The organism is Streptomyces sp. NPDC048196, from assembly GCF_040652715.1.
Classification (GTDB): Bacteria; Actinomycetota; Actinomycetes; order Streptomycetales; family Streptomycetaceae; genus Streptomyces; species Streptomyces siderophoricus.
Map to the genome: position 1 here is coordinate 1 of NZ_JBEZMM010000015.1, position 21,024 is coordinate 21,024.

Consider the following 21,024-nt stretch of genomic DNA (forward strand, 5'->3'; position numbering starts at 1 on the left):
GGTCGGACGAACTCCCACTCAGCATCGGATAGTTCATGGCGACGTATCACCCGACCATGGTCCACCACCCGAGATCATTTGAAGACACCCCCTAGCGCGGGGCGCGTGCGGCATGCCCTCCTTGCCACCCTTGAGGAGCTTGTCGAGCTCCGCGGCGTGCTTGGCGTCGTTCTCAGCGTGGTTGGTGGCGACCTTCTTCAGCCGGGTGCCCGCCCCGTGGTACAGGTCCTCGACCGCCTTGCCCGCGTCCTTGCCGAGGGTCTTGCCCAGCTTCTCCGCCGCGTGCTCCAGCGCCTTGACGATCGGATTGCTCATTCGAAGCTCGCCCCCGCAGCCTTCGTCCCGAATTCGGCGGCGTGCGACGCCACTGTCCGCGCATGCTCGTGCAGCTTCTCCGCACGGGCGTGCAGCGCCTCCGGATGGATGGAGAAACCCTCCCCACCACGCCCCCCGCCGCCGGCGGAGACACCCAGTGCGGACTCGGCAGCCTGGAACACCAGGCCGCCCACCGCCTTGCCGACCGTCTCGACCAGCGGATCGATGGCAGCCTCGATGACCTGGCCGATGACGTACTGCTCCAACTGCTGCACCAGATAGTCCATCAGCTTCTCGGCCGCTTCCACGACCAGCGCCTCGGCCGCCTCCGCGATCCCGAGCGTGGCGACCGCGGCGGCCTGGTCGGCGATGAACGTGATGGCCAGCACGGTGAGTTCGGCGATCGCCTCCAGCTTCATCGCCACGATCGTGTCCGCCGCGATATCCAGTGCGTCGGCCACCACATGGCAGGCGTTGACCAGTTCCGTCATGTGGCCGTCGGACATCTGGCCCCACTTGGCCAGCAGCGCCTCGTACGACGCGCCCTGGTACACGTCCTGCAACTGCTTGACCGTGGACGTGGAGTCCTTGTGGGTGTCATCCACCTTCTGCGCGAAATCCCGCACGTGAGAAGCGAACTCGCGGACCTTGTCCTCATCGATGTTCGGCCAGTTCACCCCGATGAACTGGAGGAACGACACCACCTGATCCGGCAGCTCGATCGCCATACTGCACCCCCGATTTGATGCCTCACAGCAGCTCATCAGACAGCGCTCAAAGGGGAGCAAGGGACGGGCAAAGAAGCATTCTAGGCAGGGTCATCAGTGCGTCTGTTGGCGTGAATTGGCAAGTAATCATTGCCTGTTGATCAGTTCCGCCGAGCGGGCCAGGTTCAGTTGCAGGCGGCGACCTCGGCGACGGGGCCGGTCAGCAAGGGCGGTCGGTGACCGGGTGGGGGGCGGTCATGGAGCTCGACGACCGGCTGAGCGAGCCGTCAGTGCAGGGGCGCGCACCTTGGCGGCGGGCATGGCGAGGCGGGCGTACGCCTCGGTGGGCAGGCATGCGACTCAGGGGCGAAGGCGAGCCACAGCACCGCGCGCCCTGGGGTGACGAAGACCCGGCGGTGCACAGCGCACCTGCCTTTGCCTCACCGGCCCAAGGCCCGGTGAGGCGTCAGATCATCCAGCACCGATCCAGCACCGGGAAAACCCCGCCCGGATTCAACTACCGGTGGCCGCGACGCTGACCTGCACAAACGCAATCAGCGCACGCCCGGCCACCCCACACAACGTTCCGTTGAAACTCCCCCACCTCCGAACAGAAGAAGCCCTCCGACCTGCGCGAACACAGACCGAAGGGCTCCCGTTGGGAAAACTCACACGTTGAACCGGAACTCCACCACATCCCCGTCCTGCATCACATACTCCTTGCCCTCCATGCGGGCCTTGCCCGCGGAGCGGGCGTCGGCTACCGAGCCGGTCTCCACCAGGTCGGCGAAGGAGATGACCTCGGCCTTGATGAAGCCCTTTTGGAAGTCGGTGTGGATGACGCCCGCGGCCTCGGGGGCGGTGGCGCCCTGCTTGATGGTCCAGGCGCGGGTTTCCTTGGGGCCGGCCGTCAGGTAGGTCTGCAGGCCGAGGGTGCGGAAGCCGACGTGGGCGAGGGTGGCGAGGCCGGGCTCCTCCTGGCCGACGGACTGGAGGAGTTCGAGGGCCTCGTCCTCGTCCAGTTCGGCGAGGTCGGCCTCCAGCTTGGCGTTGAGGAAGATCGCCTCGGCGGGGGCGACCAGTTCGCGCTGCTCGTTCTTGAAGTCCTCGTCGGTCAGCTCGTCCTCGTCGACGTTGAAGACGTAGAGGAACGGCTTGGTGGTGAGGAGGTGGAGGTCGTGCAGGAGCTCGTTGCGCTCGCTGCCCTGGACGATCCCGTGGGCGAAGAGGGTGTCGCCCTTCTCCAGGATGGCCTTGGCCTCTTCGACGGCCTTGACCTTGGGGGCCACGTCCTTCTTGATCCGCGACTCCTTCACCAGGCGCGGCAGGACCTTCTCAATGGTCTGGAGGTCGGCGAGGATCAGCTCGGTGTTGATCGTCTCGATGTCGTCCTTGGGCGAGACCTTGCCGTCGACGTGGACGACGTTCTCGTCCTTGAAGGCGCGGATGACCTGGCAGATCGCGTCGGACTCGCGGATGTTCGCGAGGAACTTGTTGCCCAGGCCCTCGCCCTCGGAGGCGCCGCGGACGATGCCGGCGATGTCGACGAAGTCGACGGTGGCCGGGAGGACCTTCTGGGAGGCGAAGATCTCCGCGAGCTTGGCCAGGCGGGGGTCGGGGACGCCGACGACGCCGACGTTCGGCTCGATGGTGGCGAACGGGTAGTTGGCCGCCAGCACGTCGTTCTTGGTCAGGGCGTTGAACAGGGTCGACTTGCCGACATTCGGCAGACCGACGATTCCGATCGTGAGCGACACGGTGGCGACTCGACTTCCGAAGGGAGAGCGGTGGGGTGGGCAACGGCCTCGTGAGGGGCCGATCCACCAGTCTACGGGGCGGGCGGCGGCGCCCGGCCGCCCCAGCCCGGGCCGCTGTCCCGCCGCCGCGTCCCGTCCTCCGGTCGCCTCCCGGCCCGGCCCGCACCCGCTCGTGTCGAACGCAGCCCCAAGCTCGACCAAAGGGCGTGTCCCGTAACCGGTTAATACCACTTAGCGGCCTACCGTTGGCGAGTGGAGCAACACGAAGCGCGCACCCCCCAGCACGGCCCGCCGTGGTCCGGACGCCCGGCCGCGGACCAGGACGCCCGGCTCCCACGCCCGGCGGAGGCCGTGGCCCCCGACCCCGACGACGACTTCCTCTCCGCGATGCGGGCCTCCGGCTTCGCGTCCGTCCCGATCGCCGCGCCCGCGCCCGTACGGGCCGCGGCGCGCGGTCCGGCGCAGGCGTGGGCCGCCCGGGGGCCCACCGCGGCGGCCGTGGCGCCACCCGTTGGTGAGCGGGCGGCCGTGCCGCCCCCGGTGGGCCCGGAATCCTCGGCCGTCTACCGGGCGCGTCCGCAGCGTCCGCTGCCCGCGGCGCCGGACGGCCTGCGGCGCCGGATGCCCGCGGCCAAGCTCACCGGCCTGGGCTGCTGGCTGCTGGCGACCCTCGCGCTGTTCGCCTTCGCCTGCCTGGACCGGCTGCTGCTCGGCGGCGCCCAGACCCCGTACGGCGTGTTCTTCCTGCTGGTGGGCGTCGGCGCGGCGGTGTGGGTGCGGCCGTACGACCTGATCTGCGCGCCGGTGACGCTGCCGATCGCGTTCACGCTCGGGGCGGTGCCGATCCACCGCGGCGGGGACGGTTTCGGCGGGCTGCTGATGGGCGTCTTCACCGTATTGGCGCTGAACGCGGGCTGGCTCTACGCGGGCACGCTGGTCTGCGCGCTGATCGCGGTCGTCCGGCGGGCGGCGGTCATCGCGCGGCGTCGGGCCAGCCGACCGGTGACGCGACCGCGGAGCGGGGAGCCCGGGCCGGCGGACCGGGCGGCGGCGCGGAAGGCCGGCCGGACCCGGCCGGGGCCACGGCCGCGGCAGGTGGCGCGCCAGCCAGAGCGGCGTACGCGGCCATCGCCGCCCCCACGATCCCCGCGTTGTTCTGAAGCTGAGCCGGCACGATCTCGGCCCTGATGCCCTCGATCAGCGGCAGGAACTTCTCGGCCTTGCGGCTCACCCCGCCGCCGATCACGAACAGCTCGGGCGAGAACAGCATCTCCACATGGGCCAGGTACTTCTGGACCCGGCGCGCCCAGCGCTGCCAGCTGAGGTCCTCGTCCTCCTTGACCTTGGTGGAGGCGCGTTTCTCGGCGTCGTGGCCGTTCAGTTCGAGGTGGCCGAGCTCGGTGTTCGCCAGGAGCCGGCCGTCGGTGAAGACGGCGCTGCCGATGCCGGTGCCGAGGGTGAGGACGATGACGGTGCCGGTCCGGCCGCGGCCGGCGCCGAAACGCATCTCGGCCAGGCCGGCCGCGTCCGCGTCGTTGAGGAGGATGACCGGGCAGCCGCCGGCCTCGCCGCCGAGCCGGTCGGTGAGCAGGGCGGCGGCGTCGGTGCCGATCCATCGTTTGTCGACGTTGGCGGCGGTGCGGGTGATTCCGCCGGTGACCACTCCGGGGAAGGTCGCGCCGACCGGGCCGGTCCATCCGAAGTGCGCGACCACCTCGCGGACGCCGTCCGCGACGGCGTCCGGGGTGGCCGGATGCGGGGTCAGCACCTTGTGGCGCTCGTCGGCGAGGTCGCCGCGTTCGAGATCCACCGGGGCGCCCTTGATGCCCGATCCGCCGATGTCCACACCGAAGACCCTCATGGGGAAAAGGCTAGGCGCGGACGGGCCCGGCCGCCCAGGGAACGCGGATCCGGCGGCGCTTTCGTCCGCCGGGGCCGCGTTCGTCGTCGGGGCGGGGCGTCAGGCGTCGGTGTCCTCGGTCGCGGCCTTGGCCTCGGCGCGCAGATCGCGGCGGAGTTCCTTGGGCAGCGAGAAGGTGATGGACTCCTCGGCCGCCTTGACGAGCTCGACGTCGCCGTAGCCGCGCTCGGCGAGCCACTCCAGGACCTGCTCGACCAGGACCTCCGGGACGGAGGCGCCGGAGGTGACGCCGACCGTGGTCACGCCCTCCAGCCAGGCCTCGTCGATCTCGGCGGCGAAGTCCACGAGGTAGGCCTCGCGGGCGCCGGCGAGCTTGGCGACCTCGACGAGCCGCTTGGAGTTGGAGGAGTTGCGGGAGCCGACCACGATGACCAGGTCCGCCTCGGCGCCCATCTGCTTCACGGCGAGCTGCCGGTTCTGGGTGGCGTAGCAGATGTCGTCGCTGGGCGGGGAGACCAGGCCCGGGAACTTGGTCTTCAGGGCGTCGACGGTCTCCATGGTCTCGTCCACGGAGAGGGTGGTCTGCGACAGCCAGACGATCTTCGACGGGTCGCGGACCTCGACCTTGTCGACGTCCTCGGGGCCGTCGACGAGCTGGATGTGGTCGGGGGCCTCACCGGAGGTGCCGATGACCTCCTCGTGCCCCTCGTGGCCGATCAGGAGGATGTCGTAGTCCTCCTTGGCGTAGCGGACGGCTTCCTTGTGGACCTTGGTCACCAGGGGGCAGGTCGCGTCGATGGTGGCGAGGCGGCCGCGCTTGGCCTCCTCGTGGACGACGGGGGCGACACCGTGCGCCGAGAACATCACGATGTTGCCCGGCGGGACCTCCTCCGTGCGCTCGACGAAGATCGCGCCCTTCTTCTCCAGGGTCTGCACGACGTACTTGTTGTGCACGATCTCGTGGCGTACGTAGACGGGCGCGCCGTACTGCTCCAGGGCTTTCTCGACGGCGATCACGGCGCGGTCCACGCCCGCGCAGTAGCCACGGGGGGCGGCGAGCAGGACCTTGCGGCCGGCGGGGGGGCCGGGAAGTGCAGTCATGCCGTCCATCGTAAGGGCCGTGCCCCGGGGCCGAAGATCGGCCGTTGGCCCAGACTGGGAGGCCGGAACCACCGAGGCCGGAAGTACCGAGGGAGGCCGGGATGGAGTCGGGGCGGCGGGGCGGCGCTGCGGAGGGGGCGCGGCCGGCGGCGCTGCGGCGGACGCTGACGTTCCGGGACCTGGTCGTCTACGGGCTGCTGTTCATCGCCCCGATGGCGCCGGTCGGGATCTTCGGCACCCTGCTGGCCACGTCGCACGGCGCGATCACCGTGGTCTACGTGGTGGCGACGGTCGCGATGGCGTTCACGGCGTACTCGTACGCCCAGATGGTGCGGGTCGCGCCGCGGGCCGGGTCGGTCTACACCTACGCCCGGGTGGGGCTGGGCGACGGTGCCGGGTTCGTCGCCGGGTGGATGGCGATGCTGGACTATCTGCTGATCCCGGCGGTGGCGTATCTGTTCTCCGGGATCGCGCTGCACGCCCTGGTGCCGTCGGTGCACCAGTGGGTGTGGACGGCGCTGGCCGTGGTGGTGACGACGCTGCTGAACCTGTGGGGCGTACGGACCGCGGCGGTGGTCGGCTTCGTGGTGCTGGCCCTGGAGCTCGCGGTGCTGGTCGTCTTCGTCGGCGCGGCCGGGTATGTGCTGGTCACGGCGGGGGCGCGGCGCGGCTGGAGCGAGCCGTTCACCGGTGCGGGGGCCTTCTCCCCGGTCGCGGTGCTCGCGGCGGTGTCGGTGGCGGTCCTGTCGTTCCTGGGTTTCGACGCGATCGCGTCGTTCGCGGAGGAGGCCGAAGATGCGCCGCGCGAGGGGGGTGCCCCCGGACGGAGTCGGGGGGAGCGTCCCGGGAAGGGTGGTGGGCGACGGGTGGGCGGCCCACGGCGGGTCGCGCGGGCGGTGCTGACCTGTCTGGCGGTGGCGGGGGTGCTGTTCGCCGTGCAGACGTATCTCGCGGCGCTGCTGGCCCCGGTGTCCGCGGCCGGGCTGGCGGCCAGACCGGGTGAGCAGGGCAGCGCCTTCTACGTGACGGCAGAGGCGGCCGTCGGGCCGTGGCTGGGGCAGCTGGTGGCGGCCGGCAAGGCGGTCGGGGCGGCGTTCGCGGCGCTGGCGGGGCAGGCGGCGGCCGGGCGGCTGCTGTTCGCGATGGCCCGGGACCGGCGGCTGCCGGGGGCGATGGCCGAGGTGGACGCCCGTCGCGGAGTGCCGCGCCGGGCGCTGCTGGGCGCGGCGGGGGTGACGCTGGTGGCGGCGGTGTGGGCGGCGCGCCGGGACGACGGGCTGGAGCAGCTGTCGTCGATCGTGAACGTGGGGGCGCTGACCGCGTTCGGGCTGCTGCACGCCTCGGTGATCGGCTGGTTCCGCTTCCGGGCGCGGGAGCGGGCCGGGGTGCCGGGCGTGCTGCGGCACGTGGTGGTGCCGCTGCTGGGGCTCGCGGTGGTGGTCGCGGTGCTCGTGGCGGCGTCGCCGACGGCGCAGGCCGTGGGCGGATGCTGGCTGGCGGTGGGGCTGGTGTGGCTGGCGGTGCAGTACGGGCGGCGGTCGCGGGCCGGTGGGGCGGGGACCGAGGGGGGCGGGGCGGCGGGCTGAGGGCGAGGCGGCCGGCACTGTCGGTGGCCGCCGCTACGCTCGCTCGTATGGCTGTCTCCACGTCCCCCGAAACGCCGATCCCGGTCGGCGAGGTGTCCCGGCTCATCGGCGGCTGGATCGACCGGCTCGGCGCGGTCTGGGTCGAGGGGCAGATCACCCAGCTCTCCCGCCGCCCCGGCGCGGGCGTGGTCTTCCTGACGCTGCGCGATCCGTCCCACGACATCTCGCTCCGCGTGACCTGCTACCGCCAGGTCTTCGACAAGGTCGCGGACGTGATCAGCGAGGGCGCCCGGGTGGTGGTGCACGCCAAACCGGAGTGGTACGCCCCGCGCGGTCAACTGTCGCTGCGGGCCGCGGAGATCCGCCCGGTCGGCGTCGGTGAGCTGCTCGCGCGGCTGGAGCAGTTGAAGAAGTCGCTGGCGGCGGAGGGGCTGTTCGCGGCGGACCGCAAGCGGCCGCTGCCGTTCCTGCCGCAGTTGATCGGGCTGGTCTGCGGGCGGGCCAGCGCCGCGGAGCGGGACGTGCTGGAGAACGCCCGGCACCGCTGGCCGGCCGTCCGCTTCGAGGTGCGCAACGTACCGGTGCAGGGCGTGCATGCGGTGCCGCAGGTGATCGCGGCGGTGCAGGAGCTGGACGCGCTGCCCGAGGTGGACGTGATCATCGTGGCCCGTGGCGGCGGCAGCGTGGAGGACCTGCTGCCGTTCTCCGACGAGCAACTGGTCCGGGCGGTGAGCGCGGCGGTGACGCCGGTCGTCTCGGCGATCGGCCATGAGCCGGACACGCCCTTGCTGGATCTGGTGGCCGATCTGCGCGCCTCGACTCCTACGGACGCGGCGAAGAAGGTGGTGCCGGACGTGGGCGAGGAGCTGGCCCGGGTGCAGCAGCTGCGGGAGCGGGCGCTGCGCGCGGTCGAGGGCTTCCTGCAGCGGGAGCAGCGGGGGCTGGCGGCGGCGCTGCAGCGACCGTGCATGGAGCGGCCGCAGCGGATGGTGGAGGAGCGCGAGGAGCAGGTCACGGCCCTGGTGGAGCGCGGCCGGCGGACGCTGGGGCATCTGCTGGACCGGGCCGACTCGGAGCTGACGCACACCCTCGCCCGGGTGGTCGCGCTCTCGCCCAGGGCGACGCTGGAGCGCGGCTATGCGGTGCTCCAGAAGGCGGACGGGGCGGCGGTGCGCTCCCCCGGGGAGGTCGATGCCGGGGAGGAGCTGCGGGCCCGGGTGTCGGCGGGCGAGTTCCGGGTCCGGGTCGGCGGCGTCCAGGGCGCTGTCAGTGACCCCGAATAGGGTGGGAGACATGGCGAAGGCGCAGGCGAAGACGGAGCGGGAGACGGACGGCGTGGCGGAGACGGAGCAGGGCCCGGGGGCCGGCGCGGACACCGGCGCGCGGGCCGCGAAGAGCGCGGAGCCCGCCGCTGAGCCGGGTCCGGACGCCGCCGGACCGCAGCCGGGAGCACCCGCGGACGCGGTGCCCCCGGTGGATTCCACGCTCGGCTACGAGCAGGCGCGGGACGAGCTGATCGAGGTCGTCCGCAGCCTGGAGGCGGGCGGTACGACGCTGGAGGAGTCGCTGGCGCTGTGGGAGCGCGGCGAGGCGCTGGCGAAGGTGTGCCGCCGCTGGCTGGACGGCGCCCGGGCCCGGCTGGACGCGGCGCTGGCCGAGGAGCGGTAGGCGCGGCGTTCCGGGCCGCGTGCCGCGCGCGGATCAGGCGTTCCTTTTACACCCCCTCATGTGAACCGGCACACAACACCCTCGATTTAGTTGAACATTAATCTACCTGCTTTAGAGTGGAGAGCACGGAGAACCGTGCAGTATGTGGACTGCGGTATCCGCATCGTGGTACTCGCCGTTTCCGCGGCGGCTACCGCAGACCCGTTTGACCACCGAGCTGACCACCGAGGTGCTTTTCATGTCTCTCGCCCTTGACGCCGCCGCCCAGGACCTGCTGTTCCGCGAGGCCCAGACCGCCAACACGTTCACGGACGAGCCGGTGACGGACGAGCAGGTCCAGGCGATCTACGACCTGGTGAAGTTCGGCCCGACCGCCTTCAACCAGTCGCCGCTGCGGATAACCCTGGTCCGTTCGCCCGAGGCCCGGCAGCGCCTGGTCAACCACGCCATGGGTGCCAACGGCCCGAAGACCCTGACCGCGCCGCTGACCGCGATCCTCTCCGTCGACCTGGACTTCCACGAGAAGCTGCCGGAGCTCTTCCCGCACGCCCCCGGCATCAAGGACACCTTCTTCGCCGAGGCCGCCGTCCGCGAGGTCGCCGGCACCCAGAACGCCACCCTGCAGGCCGGCTACTTCATCGTCGGCGTCCGCGCCGCCGGCCTGGCCGCCGGCCCGATGACCGGCTTCGACTTCACCGGCATCGACAAGGAGTTCTTCGGCGACGGCAAGCAGAAGTCCTTCCTCGTCATCAACCTCGGCAAGCCGGGCCCGGACGCCTTCTTCCCGCGCGCGCCGCGCCTGACCTTCGACGACGCCGTCACCACCGTCTGACCTCCGTCACCACCCTCCGACAGCGGTCAGCACCGTCCGACGGCCGTCGGAAACCACACAGGGGCCGCCGCACCCAGTCCGGGTGCGGCGGCCCCTGCATGCTTCGCCTGCGTCAGCGCTACTTCGCCACCAGGGCGGCCGCCAGGTCCGCCAGCCGCCCGTACGGCGCGGTGCCGGTGACGACCGTGGTCACGCCCTTCTCCTCGCGGACCAGCGCCTTGTACCTGTCGCCCTCGTAGCGGTCCCACTTCTTGCTGCCGACGGCCTGCTTGCCCTCGGTCCTGGTGGCGCCGAGGGTGACCTCCTGGATGAACTTCCGCGCCGGCGCGTCACTCTGCTCGACCGCCGCGTACTGCTCCTCCGGGTCGAGCATGCCCAGGTGCCAGGCACCGCCCTTGCCGTCGTCGCTCACCTTGTAGGAGACGGAGGTGGCACGCCAGGTCTTGGGGAGCCCCTGGGGCGCGGCGACCGGATAGGGCGCCGCCCGCCGGGCGGTGATCAGCTCGACGCGGTAGTCGACCGTCTTCACCGCGTTCTTCGCCGCGTCCGCGCTCTCGTCGTGCGGGATGAAGATGTAGATCGCCCCGACCAGGACGCCGATCACTGCCAGCGACAGGACCATGTCCCGCACCGTTTGCCTGCCTCGCATACCTGCCACGCCCCTATGGTCCCCCATCCCCGCGCCGGCCCCGACAGGCCCCCCGGTGACGCCCGTCACCTGCGCGAACACCGTGTCGCGCATCCCCCGGTCGGCCGCTCATGCGAAGGGCCCTCTGCTCATTTTGGTGACGTGCGGATACTGTGAACCTCTGGGGGAGACCCCCGCGCCCCCGCACAGCCACCCTCACTCCTCCACGGCCGTCGCCGTACAGAAAGGTGCGCTCGATGACCGAGCATCATCTCCCGTCCCAACTCGAGGTCAGCCCCGAGGCCCCGGACCGCAACCTCGCCCTGGAACTCGTCCGGGTCACCGAGGCCGGTGCCATGGCGTCGGGCCGCTGGGTGGGGCGAGGTGACAAGAACGGCGCGGACGGCGCGGCGGTCAAGGCCATGCGCGCCCTGATCCACACCGTGTCCATGAACGGGGTCGTCGTCATCGGAGAGGGCGAGAAGGACCACGCCCCGATGCTGTACAACGGCGAACGCGTCGGGGACGGCACCGGCCCGGAGTGCGACGTGGCCGTGGACCCGGTGGACGGTACGACGCTGACCGCCAAGGGCATGGCCAACGCGGTGTCCGTGATGGCGGTCGCCGAGCGCGGGTCGATGTTCGACCCGTCGGCGGTCTTCTACATGGACAAGCTCGCCACCGGCCCGGAGGCGGCGGACTTCGTCGACATCACCGCCCCGGTGGCGGTGAACATCAAGCGGATCGCCAAGGCGAAGAAGTCCGCGGTCGAGGACGTCACCGTGGTCATCCTGGACCGGCCGCGCCACGAGGGCCTGGTCAAGGAGGTCCGGGAGGCGGGCGCCCGGATCAAGTTCATCGCCGACGGCGACGTCGCGGGCGCGATCATGGCGGCGCGTGAGGGCACCGGCGTCGACCTGCTGCTGGGCATCGGCGGTACGCCCGAGGGCATCATCACGGCCTGCGCCATGAAGTGTCTGGGCGGCACCCTGCAGGCCAAGCTGTGGCCCAAGGACGACGAGGAGCGGCAGCGCGCGCTGGACGCCGGGCACGACCTGGACAAGGTGCTGGAGATCGACGACCTGGTCCGCGGCGACAACGTCTTCTTCGTCGCCACCGGCATCACCGACGGCGAGCTGCTGCGCGGCGTGCGCTACCGCGCCGAGACCGCCTACACCCAGTCCCTGGTGATGCGGTCCAAGTCCGGCACGATCCGGCAGATCGACTCCCAGCACCGGCTGTCGAAGCTGCGCGCCTACAGCTCGGTGGACTTCGAGCGCCCGAGCTGACCGCCTCCACCGGGACGACCCCGGACGCACTTCGCCCCCGCCGGAGAGGCTCCGGCGGGGGCGAAGTGGCCCATACGCGCGGTCGGTCAGCCGGCCGCGGGCATATGGGCCGCACGCTGCAGCTCGGACTCCCGGCGCCGGCGCCGGGTCAGCACGACCCTGCGCTCGGCCGCGGTGAGCCCGCCCCAGACGCCGTACGGCTCCGGCTGGAGGAGCGCGTGCTCCCGGCACTCGACCATCACCGGGCAGCGGGCACAGACCCGCTTCGCGGCTTCTTCCCTGGCCAGCCGCGCGGCGGTCGGCTCCTTCGACGGGGCGAAGAACAGCCCGGCTTCGTCCCGGCGGCACACCGCCTCGGAATGCCAGGGACCGGCCTCGTCGCGCGCAGGTACTCGCGGGGACGGAAGGACAGCGGCATCCTGCAGGGGCTGATGCGGTAGCAGCACGGTCTACTCCTGACGACGGCTTCGGCGCGAGAAATCACCCTTGCCCGTCTCGCTGCGCACGGCCTTTTTCCGCACCCCGCAGCCGTACGAGAGACGATGCACCAGCCCTACCCGCTGTGCGCACGCTTATGCACACCGTGGCGATCGTGCGGAAAGGAGATCACGCGACAAGGCGAAAAGTCGTACCGCGCCCCCCGGGACGTCCGTACGTCAGCGGCCGCGGTCGTACCTCTTGCGGAAGCGGTCCCGGCGCTCCTGCCGCTCCAGGCGCAGCAGTTGGTGCCGCTCGCGGTGCTCGTCGCGGAGCTGCCGGCGCAGGTCGCGGTGGTCCTCCCACGCCCGGTCGCGCAGCTCGCGGTGGCTGTCCCGCATCCGGTCCCGCAGGTCGCTGATCAGCGCGCCGCGCTTGGGCCGGGCCTCCACGCTGCCGAGGACGGCGAAGCCGTTGACCTGGATCTGCGGGGCGTCGCCGTCCTCCGCCTCATGGGTGTCGATCTCGAAGGCCCCCAGGATCCCCGAGCCGCTGCTGCGCAGCGTGACGTTCTCCGGGACCCGGATCTCCACGCTCCCGAAGAGGGAGGTGACGGTGATCTGGACCTGCTGCTGCGGGAAGACCGCCTCGGTCAGGTCGATCTCCACGGAACCGAAGATCGCGACGGCGTTGATCCGCGCCGGGACGTGCCAACGCCCCTTGCGGGAGGCGGCGCTGAAGATCGCGACGAGGTTCTGGTCCGGGAGCGGCGCACCGGTGTCGGAGGCGGTCGCCGACGTGGCCGGTCCCGGCTGCGGACGGCCGCCGGCCGCCGGCAGGTCGCGGACGACCGGCTCCAGCTCGCCCAGGGTCTTGGCGCGGTAGACCGTGTCGATCCGCTCGGCGTGCTCCTCGGGATCGAGGCGGCCCTCCGCGAGCGCCTCCCGGAGTATCGCGGCGATCCGGTCGCGGTCCGCGTCGGACGCCCGGATGTCCGCCTCGGCCACGGGCGCGCCCGCGGGCCTGGTCGCGGCCTTGGTCAGGTCCACCGTTTGCGGGGTCTCGGGGCCCACTCGTCCCCCGTTGTCTGCATCCACCGCCCCAGCGTACCGAAACGCGATAGATCGCGACTAGGGATTGCCGCGTCGGACCGCACATTCGCCCGAACCGGAGCCCGCACCGGCCCGTACCGCCACCGAAGCGGAGCCCGCCGCCGACTGAGCCTTACCTCACAGCCCCGTCCGCGCGCCAGGGTTCTACGCTGTTGGGGCGCTGCCGTAGAAGCCAGCCAGACCCCTCCGAGTAAGGATGAACCGCCACCATGCCGGAATTCGCCTACACCGACCTGCTCCCCACCGGCGAGGACACCACCCCCTACCGCCTCGTCACCTCGGAAGGTGTCAGCACCTTCGAGGCCGACGGCCGGACGTTCCTCAAGGTCGAGCCGGAGGCGCTGCGCAAGCTGGCCGAAGCGGCGATCCATGACATCCAGCACTACCTGCGCCCCGCGCACCTCGGTCAGCTCCGGAAGATCATCGACGACCCCGAGGCCTCGGCCAACGACAAGTTCGTCGCCCTCGACCTGCTGAAGAACGCCAACATCGCGGCCGCCGGCGTGCTGCCGATGTGCCAGGACACCGGCACCGCGATCGTGATGGGCAAGCGCGGCCAGAACGTGCTCACCGAGGGCGGCGACGAGGAAGCGCTCTCCCGCGGCATCTTCGACGCGTACACGCAGCTGAACCTGCGCTACTCGCAGATGGCCCCGCTGACCATGTGGGAGGAGAAGAACACCGGCTCCAACCTCCCGGCGCAGATCGAGCTGTACGCGACCGACGGCGGCGCCTACAAGTTCCTCTTCATGGCCAAGGGCGGCGGCAGCGCCAACAAGTCCTTCCTCTACCAGGAGACCAAGGCGGTCCTCAACGAGGGCTCCATGATGAAGTTCCTGGAGCAGAAGATCCGCTCGCTCGGTACGGCCGCCTGCCCGCCGTACCACCTCGCGATCGTCGTCGGCGGTACGTCGGCCGAGTACGCCCTCAAGACCGCCAAGTACGCCTCCGCGCACTACCTGGACGAGCTGCCCGCCGAGGGCTCGCCCACGGGCCACGGCTTCCGGGACAAGGAGCTGGAGGAGAAGGTCTTCGAGCTGACGCAGAAGATCGGCATCGGCGCGCAGTTCGGCGGCAAGTACTTCTGCCACGACGTCCGCGTGGTCCGCCTCCCCCGGCACGGCGCCTCCTGCCCGGTCGCCATCGCGGTGTCCTGCTCCGCGGACCGCCAGGCCGTCGCCAAGATCACCGCTGAGGGCGTCTTCCTGGAGCAGCTGGAGACCGACCCGGCCCGCTTCCTGCCGGAGACGACGGACGAGGAACTGACCGAGGGCGCCGGCCCCGACCTCGACGCGGTCGCCATCGACCTCGACCGCCCCATGGACGAGGTCCTCGCCGAGCTGACCAGGCACCCGGTGAAGACCCGGCTGTCCCTGACCGGCACGCTGGTCGTCGCCCGCGACATCGCGCACGCCAAGATCAAGGAGCGCCTGGACGCCGGCGAGGAGATGCCGGAGTACCTCAAGAACCACCCGGTCTACTACGCGGGCCCGGCCAAGACCCCCGAGGGCTACGCCTCCGGCTCGTTCGGCCCGACGACCGCGGGCCGGATGGACGCCTACGTCGAGCAGTTCCAGGCCGCCGGCGGCTCGAAGATCATGCTCGCCAAGGGCAACCGCTCGCAGCAGGTCACCGACGCCTGCGCCGCGCACGGCGGCTTCTACCTCGGCTCCATCGGCGGTCCGGCCGCCCGTCTGGCCCAGGACTGCATCAAGAAGGTCGAGGTCCTGGAGTACGAGGAGCTCGGCATGGAGGCGGTCTGGAAGATCGAGGTCGAGGACTTCCCTGCCTTCATCGTCGTCGACGACAAGGGCAACGACTTCTTCCAGGACCCGGCCCCGGCCCCGACGTTCACGAGCATCCCGGTGCGCCAGGGCGCCTGACCCGCCCGGCCCTCTCCCGGGTCGCCGCACACCACCTCCGCCCGCCGCGCGAACTGCCGGCGGGGCGGAGTGCGTCGGGGCGGGAACAGATCCCCTCCGCAGGGCACTGTCATAGGTATGAGTGACACGAGTGCAGTGGGTGACGGCGGCGGGTTTCGCGTGGAGCACGACTCGATGGGCGAGGTCCGGGTGCCCGCGGAGGCCAAGTGGCGGGCGCAGACGCAGCGGGCGGTGGAGAACTTCCCCGTTTCCGGGCAGCGGCTGGAGCGGGCGCACATCGAGGCGCTGGCGCGGATCAAGGGCGCGGCCGCCAAGGTGAACGCCGAGCTGGGGGTGCTGGACAAGGACGTCGCCGAGGCCGTGCAGGAGGCGGCCGCGGCGGTCGCCGGGGGTGAGTGGGACGCGCACTTCCCGGTCGATGTGTTCCAGACGGGCTCCGGGACGTCGTCGAACATGAACACCAACGAGGTCGTCGCCACGCTCGCGAGCGAGCGGCTGGGGCGGGACGTCCATCCCAACGACCACGTCAATGCGAGCCAGTCGTCCAATGACGTGTTTCCCTCGTCGATCCACATCGCGGCCACATCGGCGGTGCTGAACGATCTGATTCCGGCGCTGGAGCATCTCGCGGCGGCGTTCGAGCGGAAGGCGGAGGAATTCGCGGACGTCGTGAAGTCGGGGCGGACGCATTTGATGGACGCCACGCCGGTGACCCTGGGCCAGGAATTCGGCGGATATGCCGCCCAGGTGCGGTACGGCGTGGAGCGGCTGCGCAGTGCGGTGCCGCGGCTGGCGGAACTGCCGTTGGGCGGTACGGCCGTCGGGACGGGTATCAATACGCCGCCCGGATTCTCCGCCGCGGTGATCGCGGAAGTGGCCCGGGCCACCGGACTGCCGCTGACCGAGGCGCGCAATCATTTCGAGGCGCAGGGCGCGCGGGACGGGATCGTCGAGACCAGCGGGCAGCTGCGGACGATCGCCGTCGGGCTGACGAAGATCGCCAATGACCTGCGGTGGATGGCGTCGGGGCCGCGCACCGGGCTCGCCGAGATCAATCTGCCGGACCTCCAGCCCGGTTCGTCGATCATGCCGGGGAAGGTCAATCCGGTGATTCCGGAGGCGGTGCTGATGGTCGCCGCACAGGTCACCGGTAATGACGCGACGGTGGCCGCGGCCGGTGCGGCCGGTAATTTCGAGCTCAATGTGATGCTCCCGGTGATCGCGCGGAACGTCCTCGAATCGATCCGGCTGCTCGGCAATGTGGCGCGGCTGCTGGCGGACCGTACGGTCGACGGCATCACCGCCAATGCGGAACGGGCCCGCGAATACGCCGAATCGTCGCCGTCCGTCGTCACCCCGCTGAACAAGTACCTCGGTTATGAAGAGGCGGCCAAGGTGGCGAAGAAATCGCTCGCCGAGCGGAGGACGATCCGTCAGGTGGTCCTGGACGAGGGGTATGTGGAGCGCGGGCTGCTCACCGAGGAGCAGCTGGACGAGGCGCTGGACGTGCTGCGTATGACCCGGCCGTGACCGTGACCCACCCGTGAGCGGGCCCGGCCCGTAACACCGCAAGCAAGGTACGTTACCGCGCCCGTAACGCCCGCTGCGTCTCATGTCACGGCGGGCGTCATACGGCACCTCTAAAATCTGCCCATGACAGCGGACATGGTGGACACGACGGAAGGCGGGACGGCCGGCGGGCACGGGACGTCCGGGGTGCGGCAGGCGGCGGCGGACGGTGCGGCGGGCCACTGGGCGCCGGGCGACCACGTCCTGTGGCGCTACCGCGACAACGCCGACCCGGGGCGCTTCCACATCTGCCGGCCGATGACCGTCGTCCAGGACACCGAAGAGCTGCTGGCGGTGTGGATGGCGCCGGGGACCGCGTGCATCAAGCCGGTGCTGGCCGACGGCACGCCGGTGCACCGCGAGCCGCTCGCCACCCGCTACACCAAACCGCGCCGGACCACCCGCGACCACTGGTTCGGCACCGGCGTGCTGAAGCTCGCGCGGCCCGGCGACCCCTGGTCGGTCTGGCTCTTCTGGGAGCAGGGCTGGCAGTTCAAGAACTGGTACGTCAACCTGGAGCAGCCGCGCCGTCGTTGGTCAGGGGGAATTGACTCCGAGGACCACTTCCTCGACATCTGTGTCTATCCGGACCGGCACTGGGAGTGGCGGGACGAGGACGAATTCGCACAGGCGCAGCGGGACGGGCTGATGACGAAAGCGCGGGCCGCGGAGGTCCGGTCCGCCGGACGGGCCGCGATCGCACAGATCTCGGCCTGGCGCGAACCGTACTCGGCCGGCTGGGAGGACTGGCGGCCCGACCCGGCCTGGCAGGTTCCCCGGCTCCCGGAGGACTGGGACCGCCCACCGGAGTGTTTGCGGTCGTGAGGGAGCGAAGTGAAACGGGGTACACCGAGTGGGAGTGAAGGAGGCGGACCGTGGAAAGGTGCGCCTTTGGGCAAAGCTGTTTCCCGCGGGGCGAGGAGCCGGTCCGAGCCCCCTTGCTGCGCCCCGGGTCTTCAAACGTAGGATCGTCCTCCGCAAGACTGCACAGGCGCAACTCCAGAACTGGAAAACGAACTTGACCGCGGTCGCAGGAGGGGCGAGGTCGTGAGCGCGAAGAGCTACGACGAGTACGAGGGCCTGAGCCGGTTAGCGCTGGACCGGGCCGGGCAGGCCGACGCCTTCGACGCGATCGGCGACCGCTACAACGACGCCTTTCCGCACAAGGAGGGTCAGGTGTCCTCGGGTGCCTGGCTGGCCGGTGCACTGCCCGCGGGCGCCCGCGTCCTGGACGTCGGGTCCGGTACGGGCCTGCCGACCGCCCGTCAGCTCTCCGGGGCCGGGCACCGCGTGGTCGGTATCGATCTCTCCCCCTCCATGGTCAAGCTGGCCCGGGACAACGTCCCGGGCGCCGAGTTCCACCGCCTGGACATCGCCGATCTGCGGGGCGGCCGGCTCGGCGGCCCCGGTTCCTTCGACGGTGTCGCCGCTTATTTCTCGCTGTTGATGCTGCCCCGCGCGGAAATCCCTTACGCACTGGGCCTGCTGCATGATCTGCTACGACCCGGGGGCCTGATGGCCCTGTCGATGGTCGAGGCGGACGTGGACGACTTCCCGATCCCGTTCCTGGGCAACACGATCCGGGTATCGGGTTACCTGCGGGACGACCTGCGCCGGGTCGTGCACGACGCGGGTTTCGACGTCGTCGGGGAGGACGCCTACGCCTACGCCCCGGCGAGCACGGACGTACCACCCGAGATCCAGCTCTTTCTGCACCTGCGACGCGCCTGAAACGCAGCGCGTCGGGCGCGTCCCGTACGGGCTGCGCGCCCGGAACGCGGCGCGTCGGACGCGCAGCCCCGGACGGATGGAATCCCACGCGTGACGGAGCATCCCACCTCCCACGAATCGCGGCGGTCGGCCCCGACCGCCGCGCCCTCGGCGTCCCCTGCGCGGGGGCCGGGCCGGACACCGCCGCTGGGCGCCGTCCCGGACCCGCGCGGCGCCCTGCAGCAGCCCGCCGCGGCCGGCTTCGTCCCGGCGGGGCCGCCGGCCGGCCGGGCCGACGGCGAGTCGCCCGTGGACCACGGCGCGGCCCGGGACGACGCGGCGATTCCGTACGGGGAGGCGTACGGGGACACCTTCGGCGGCGCGGGCGCGTACCGTGGCGCGGGCAGGTACAGCGGCGCGAACGCCTTTGGCGGCGCGGACACTTACGGCGGCGACCCCTGGGGCGCCGACTCTTACGGGGAGGTGGCCATGCCGGCGAGCGGGCGGCCGGGCGGCGCACCGGACGGGGAACGCGAGGCGGCCCCGGCGCGGCGGCGGGTGGCGCAGGGCGCGGTGGGCCGCGCGGGCACACCGGATCCGGCCGAGGAGCCGCACCGCGGCGAGCGTCCGCGGCCGGGCGGCGAGGGCATCGGGCGGCCGCGGGACGGCGGCGCCGGACGGTCCCGGGCGACGGCCGGGGAGGCGACCGGGGCACAGGTGCCGGCGCCGGCCGGGCCGCCGTCGGGCCCGCCGCCCGCTCCGCTGCCGCCGGCCGGCCCGGCGCGTTCGGCGCATCCGGGCGAGAGCGGTGAGGTCGCGGCGGCCCGGCAGGCGGGCGGTGACCGGCTGCGGTTCATCGGTGCGGCGACCCGGCGGATCGCCCGCGGCATCGACCTCGACGAGATCGTGCTGGGGCTGTGCCGGGCGACGGTGCCGACCTTCGCCGACGCGATCCTGGTGTATCTGCGCGATCCGCTGCCGGTGGGCGACGAGCGGCCCACCGGACCGGTGGTGCTGCGGCTGCGGCGCACCGACCGGATCCCGGAGGAGCCGGACACCAACGGCGGGCGGCTGCCCGTACTGCCGGCGCAGCCCGATCTGGGTCCGGCGATGGGCGGCAGCGCCGCGGAGCTGGCCGAGGTGCGGCCCGGCGGTCCGCTGGCGGAGGTGCTGCGGGGCGTACGGCCGTTGTTCGGCGAGGCGCAGGCGGCGCGGACCGCGCTGCCCGAGCTGCTGGGGCCCGATCCGCGGCTGCCGGGCGGGCACCGGGTGATCCTGGCGCCGCTGCGCGGGCGGCGGCGGGTGATCGGTGCGGCGGTGTTCCTGCGCCGGCCCGACCGGCCGGCGTTCGAGCCGGACGACCTGCTGGTGGCGGCGCAGCTGGCGACGCACACCGCGCTGGGCGTGGACAAGGCGGTGCTGTACGGCCGGGAGGCGTACATCGCGGATGCGCTGCAGCGCACGATGCTGCCGGACTCGCTGCCGCAGCCGACCGGGGTGCGGCTGGCCAGCCGTTATCTGCCGGCCGCCGAGACGGCCCGGGTGGGCGGTGACTGGTACGACGCGATCCCGCTGCCGGGCAGCCGGGTGGCGCTGGTGGTCGGTGACGTCATGGGGCATTCGATGACCTCGGCGGCGATCATGGGCCAGCTGCGCACCACCGCGCAGACCCTGGCCGGTCTCGACCTGCCGCCGCAGGAGGTGCTGCACCACCTCGACGAGCAGGCCCAGCGGCTGGGTTCGGACCGGATGGCGACCTGCCTGTACGCGGTGTACGACCCGGTCGCGCACCGGATCACGATCGCCAACGCGGGCCATCCGCCGCCGCTGATGCTGCACCGCGGCGGGCGCGCGGAGGTGCTGCGGGTGCCGCCGGGCGCGCCGATCGGCGTCGGCGGGGTGGACTTCGAGGCGGTGGAGCTGGACGCCCCGGCGGGGGCCACGCTCGTGCTGTACACCGACGGTCTGGTGGAGTCGCGGATCCGGGACGTGTGGACCGGGATCGAGCAGCTGCGGGAGCGGCTGGCGGAGACGGCCCGGCTGACGGGCCCGAACCCGCCGCCGCTGGAGCCGCTGTGCGACGAGGTGCTGGACATGCTCGGGCCGGGCGACCGGGACGACGACATCGCGCTGCTGGCGGCCCGGTTCGACGGGATCGCGCCGAGCGACGTCGCGTACTGGTACCTGGACCCGAAGGCGCAGACAGCCGGGCAGGCCCGCCGGCTGGCCCGCCGGGCGCTGGCGCGCTGGGGCCTGGACGACCTCACCGATCAGCTGGAGCTGCTGGTCAGTGAGGTGGTGACGAACGCGGTGCGGTACGCGGAGCGGCCGATCACGCTGCGGCTGCTGCGCACCGACGTGCTGCGCTGCGAGGTCGGGGACGACGTACCGCAGCTGCCGCGGCTGCGGCAGGCCCGGCCGTCGGACGAGGGCGGGCGGGGGCTCTACCTCGTCAACCGGATGGCCCGGCGCTGGGGTGCGACCCGGTTGAGCATGGGCAAGGTGGTCTGGTTCGAGCTGAGCATGCCGCCGGGGACGCCGCGCCGCTGACCCGGTCCCGTACGGCAACAGCGCGGCCCCCGCCGGTTC

Annotated in this window: 18 protein-coding genes and 1 pseudogene; 11 read left to right on the plus strand and 8 right to left on the minus strand. The window is 71.8% G+C overall.

The genetic code is table 11. From position 1 onward, the window contains the following. Positions 1–33 precede the first annotated feature (33 nt). The 3 genes from AB0E02_RS17350 to ychF form a co-directional block, all read right to left on the minus strand. The gene (locus AB0E02_RS17350) at positions 34–315 is read right to left on the minus strand and encodes a hypothetical protein (RefSeq protein WP_362140074.1); all 282 of its coding nucleotides are present in this window, start codon (positions 313–315) and stop codon (positions 34–36) included. Then, positions 312–1,043, minus strand: a complete 732-nt coding sequence (locus tag AB0E02_RS17355) for a WXG100 family type VII secretion target (RefSeq protein ID WP_362140076.1) — start codon at positions 1,041–1,043, stop codon at positions 312–314. Before AB0E02_RS17355 ends, AB0E02_RS17350 begins: the two co-directional genes overlap by 4 nt. A gap of 647 nt (positions 1,044–1,690) precedes the next feature. Further along, complete coding sequence (gene ychF / locus AB0E02_RS17360) at positions 1,691–2,779, minus strand: redox-regulated ATPase YchF (RefSeq protein ID WP_261955904.1); 1,089 nt, start codon at positions 2,777–2,779, stop codon at positions 1,691–1,693. 621 nt (positions 2,780–3,400) lie between these two features. On the opposite strand from ychF, the pseudogene AB0E02_RS17365 reads away from it, so the two are divergent. Next, positions 3,401–3,739, plus strand: a pseudogene (locus tag AB0E02_RS17365) (DUF6542 domain-containing protein); the annotation flags it as partial. A 13-nt stretch (positions 3,740–3,752) separates the two neighbouring features. On the opposite strand, the gene ppgK reads toward AB0E02_RS17365, so the two are convergent. Both ppgK and AB0E02_RS17375 read right to left on the minus strand, forming a co-directional pair. Then, positions 3,753–4,640: a polyphosphate--glucose phosphotransferase gene (ppgK, locus tag AB0E02_RS17370; protein WP_362140079.1), complete on the minus strand. Its 888-nt coding sequence runs from the start codon at positions 4,638–4,640 to the stop codon at positions 3,753–3,755. A 99-nt stretch (positions 4,641–4,739) separates the two neighbouring features. Further along, on the minus strand, positions 4,740–5,741 hold the full coding sequence (locus AB0E02_RS17375; protein WP_362140081.1) for a 4-hydroxy-3-methylbut-2-enyl diphosphate reductase: 1,002 nt from the start codon (positions 5,739–5,741) through the stop codon (positions 4,740–4,742). A 101-nt stretch (positions 5,742–5,842) separates the two neighbouring features. Here AB0E02_RS17375 and AB0E02_RS17380 point away from each other — a divergent pair, with 101 nt between their 5' ends. From AB0E02_RS17380 to AB0E02_RS17395, 4 genes are all read left to right on the plus strand, one after another. Continuing rightward, entirely contained in the window at positions 5,843–7,327 is a 1,485-nt protein-coding gene (locus AB0E02_RS17380; RefSeq protein ID WP_362140084.1) for an APC family permease, read from the plus strand. Positions 7,328–7,374: 47 nt separating this feature from the next. Then, the gene (xseA, locus tag AB0E02_RS17385; protein ID WP_199816315.1) at positions 7,375–8,610 is read left to right on the plus strand and encodes an exodeoxyribonuclease VII large subunit; all 1,236 of its coding nucleotides are present in this window, start codon (positions 7,375–7,377) and stop codon (positions 8,608–8,610) included. 181 nt (positions 8,611–8,791) lie between these two features. Next, positions 8,792–8,995 (plus strand): exodeoxyribonuclease VII small subunit, encoded by a 204-nt coding sequence (locus AB0E02_RS17390; protein ID WP_030412200.1) that lies wholly within the window; start codon positions 8,792–8,794, stop codon positions 8,993–8,995. Between the two features lie 238 nt (positions 8,996–9,233). Continuing rightward, entirely contained in the window at positions 9,234–9,827 is a 594-nt protein-coding gene (locus AB0E02_RS17395) for a malonic semialdehyde reductase (protein ID WP_362140088.1), read from the plus strand. A gap of 118 nt (positions 9,828–9,945) precedes the next feature. On the opposite strand, the gene AB0E02_RS17400 is transcribed toward AB0E02_RS17395, so the two are convergent. Then, positions 9,946–10,476, minus strand: coding sequence for a DUF4245 domain-containing protein (locus tag AB0E02_RS17400; protein WP_030412198.1), 531 nt, complete (start codon positions 10,474–10,476; stop codon positions 9,946–9,948). Positions 10,477–10,712: 236 nt separating this feature from the next. Here AB0E02_RS17400 and glpX point away from each other — a divergent pair, with 236 nt between their 5' ends. Further along, positions 10,713–11,744, plus strand: a complete 1,032-nt coding sequence (gene glpX / locus AB0E02_RS17405) for a class II fructose-bisphosphatase (protein WP_030412197.1) — start codon at positions 10,713–10,715, stop codon at positions 11,742–11,744. An 86-nt stretch (positions 11,745–11,830) separates the two neighbouring features. Here glpX and AB0E02_RS17410 read toward each other — a convergent pair whose 3' ends face one another. Together AB0E02_RS17410 and AB0E02_RS17415 are read right to left on the minus strand one after the other, a co-directional pair. Further along, positions 11,831–12,190 (minus strand): WhiB family transcriptional regulator, encoded by a 360-nt coding sequence (locus tag AB0E02_RS17410; RefSeq protein ID WP_030412196.1) that lies wholly within the window; start codon positions 12,188–12,190, stop codon positions 11,831–11,833. A gap of 210 nt (positions 12,191–12,400) precedes the next feature. Then, complete coding sequence (locus tag AB0E02_RS17415) at positions 12,401–13,204, minus strand: DUF1707 domain-containing protein (RefSeq protein ID WP_362140348.1); 804 nt, start codon at positions 13,202–13,204, stop codon at positions 12,401–12,403. Between the two features lie 278 nt (positions 13,205–13,482). Here AB0E02_RS17415 and AB0E02_RS17420 point away from each other — a divergent pair, with 278 nt between their 5' ends. The 5 genes from AB0E02_RS17420 (at position 13,483) to AB0E02_RS17440 (ending at position 20,985) form a co-directional block, all read left to right on the plus strand. Then, positions 13,483–15,156 carry a fumarate hydratase gene (locus tag AB0E02_RS17420; protein WP_362140092.1) on the plus strand — a complete coding sequence of 558 codons (1,674 nt, stop codon included), beginning with the start codon at positions 13,483–13,485 and terminating at the stop codon, positions 15,154–15,156. Positions 15,157–15,273: 117 nt separating this feature from the next. Continuing rightward, positions 15,274–16,686 carry a class II fumarate hydratase gene (locus AB0E02_RS17425; protein WP_362140094.1) on the plus strand — a complete coding sequence of 471 codons (1,413 nt, stop codon included), beginning with the start codon at positions 15,274–15,276 and terminating at the stop codon, positions 16,684–16,686. A 123-nt stretch (positions 16,687–16,809) separates the two neighbouring features. Continuing rightward, complete coding sequence (locus tag AB0E02_RS17430; protein WP_362140097.1) at positions 16,810–17,550, plus strand: DUF402 domain-containing protein; 741 nt, start codon at positions 16,810–16,812, stop codon at positions 17,548–17,550. Between the two features lie 222 nt (positions 17,551–17,772). Continuing rightward, positions 17,773–18,456, plus strand: coding sequence for a class I SAM-dependent methyltransferase (locus AB0E02_RS17435; RefSeq protein ID WP_362140099.1), 684 nt, complete (start codon positions 17,773–17,775; stop codon positions 18,454–18,456). Between the two features lie 90 nt (positions 18,457–18,546). Next, the gene (locus AB0E02_RS17440) at positions 18,547–20,985 is read left to right on the plus strand and encodes a SpoIIE family protein phosphatase (RefSeq protein ID WP_362140102.1); all 2,439 of its coding nucleotides are present in this window, start codon (positions 18,547–18,549) and stop codon (positions 20,983–20,985) included. Positions 20,986–21,024: the final 39 nt, after the last annotated feature.